The sequence below is a fragment of the Hydrogenobaculum acidophilum genome (assembly GCF_054656715.1).
Genome location: NZ_BAAHXP010000038.1, coordinates 1 through 1,689, shown reverse-complemented (window position 1 = coordinate 1,689; position 1,689 = coordinate 1). Strand labels below are relative to the sequence as shown.

Genomic DNA, 1,689 nt, shown 5'->3' with positions numbered 1-1,689 from the left:
AGTAAAAAATCCTTTCTAAGCCAAGTTCAAGCGGGATTTCTCCTGATGCAATTTTCATAAGAAGCGCATATCCATAAAGTTCTAAATCTTTTCTTATAGCCTCTACTTTCTCTGGGTCCATATCTTTTGGAGTTTTAAGAGTATATGCAAGGTTAAAAAGGTAATCTTTTACCTCTTCATCAATGGGAATGTCTTTAACAGTAGAGGTTGGTATATTCCATTCTTCTTTGCCTACATAGATTACCATAGGTACAATGTTAGGAAACTCTTTGTTTTCTCTGTAGGCCTCTTCATATTTGGCATAGATATAGGACAAGAGCTGTAAGAATATGCCTTTATCTGGACTTGATTTATGCTCTACTATAAAATAAAGCTCTATCTTTTGGTCTTTATCTTTTACATTTACTTCAAAGGCCAAGTCTAGGTATTTCTTTTTGCCTTCAATAGTATTGTATTTTTCTGTATCTAATATCCTGATGCTCTCTAAATCAAGATGTTTGGCTAGTTTTGGTTCATAGGCCTGTAGGAATGTTTTTATGTTCTCTGGATTTTTCATGATGAGCTTAAAAAGAGCATCTGAGGATTGGATGTTTCTTAACTCTTCAATCTCTTTCCAATGCTCTGGCAACTTTTCTTTATCATCCATAGGATGATTATAACATCAGAGGATATTTAAAACCTCTGTGGATATCAAAGGTTTGGTAAAATAAATTACCCTAAGGAGGCGTGTTATGACAAAAAGAGAGTTAGTGAGCTACGTAGCAGAACAAACTGGTATAACAAAGGCAAAGGCTGAAAAGTGTATAAATGCTGTTTTTGAAGCCATATCTAAGAGCTTAAAGAAAAAAGAGAAAACCATCATCCCAAGCTTCGGGACATTTACAGTAGCCACTAGAAAAGAAAGAAAAGGAAGAAATCCAAAAACAGGTCAAGAGATAAAAATACCACAAAAAACTGTAGCTGTTTGGAGAGCAAGTAAGGAGTTAAAGAATATAAAATAGAAAAATATATTTTCAATCTTTTTGTTATATGAGCATAAACTAGTTGAAATTCGGTGGATATTTATATATTATTTATATATTGGCTAGGACACCATGAGAGCAGTCGTTTTTTTAAGCTACTTTAAAAAGTTTTACTTGAAGCTCACTCTTTAAGAGTTGAGCAATTTATATAAATGGTGTTCTAGCCGTGCTCCAGCCACCAGTTCTAGCCAAGCTGGTGGCACCTTAATTATTAACCTAAACCCCATCTCAAAACATCACTTTGTTAAATCTCTTTCAAAGGAGAAACCACTATCTCAAGATGCTAGACAGGGTTTAGAAGAGTTAAGGTATTACCATAAGTATCGCCAGCAGAAAGCTTACGTAGTACAGCTCTTTAAGTACGATGAGAAAAGAGCTATACCTATAGAGACCTTCATAGTAAAGACTAAGCAAACTCTTCATAAGATAAAGATGGAAGCAACCAAGAGAAACCTAGTGCTTCTTTATCTACCAAACCCAGTTAAAATACCAAAAGACTTCTGGGAGACTTACAAGAAGGCCAAAACAAGGCAAGAAAAAAATAAAGTCATCAAAGATGCATCTATTTTATCTGATGCTAACATCTTTGCCATTGAAAGGCTTGTGATTGATATAGATAGTGCTTTTGATGAGGTATATACAATTTGGAGGTGGTTAGCAAGAGAAA

Annotated in this window: 3 protein-coding genes; 2 read left to right on the top strand and 1 reads right to left on the bottom strand. The window is 34.5% G+C overall.

What is annotated here, in order from left to right; all coding sequences use genetic code 11:
• Positions 1-646 (bottom strand): Rpn family recombination-promoting nuclease/putative transposase (locus ACYQZV_RS09000; RefSeq protein ID WP_459895285.1); only part of this gene is annotated, 646 nt, incomplete at its 3' end.
• A gap of 85 nt (positions 647-731) precedes the next feature.
• Between ACYQZV_RS09000 and ACYQZV_RS08995 the strand changes: the two genes are divergently transcribed.
• Together ACYQZV_RS08995 and ACYQZV_RS08990 are read left to right on the top strand one after the other, a co-directional pair.
• A complete protein-coding gene (locus ACYQZV_RS08995; RefSeq protein ID WP_459895282.1) occupies positions 732-1,001 on the top strand; it encodes an HU family DNA-binding protein in 270 nt (89 codons plus the stop codon).
• Positions 1,002-1,157: 156 nt separating this feature from the next.
• On the top strand, positions 1,158-1,689 hold a 532-nt coding region (locus tag ACYQZV_RS08990), incomplete at its 3' end, for a hypothetical protein (RefSeq protein WP_459895279.1).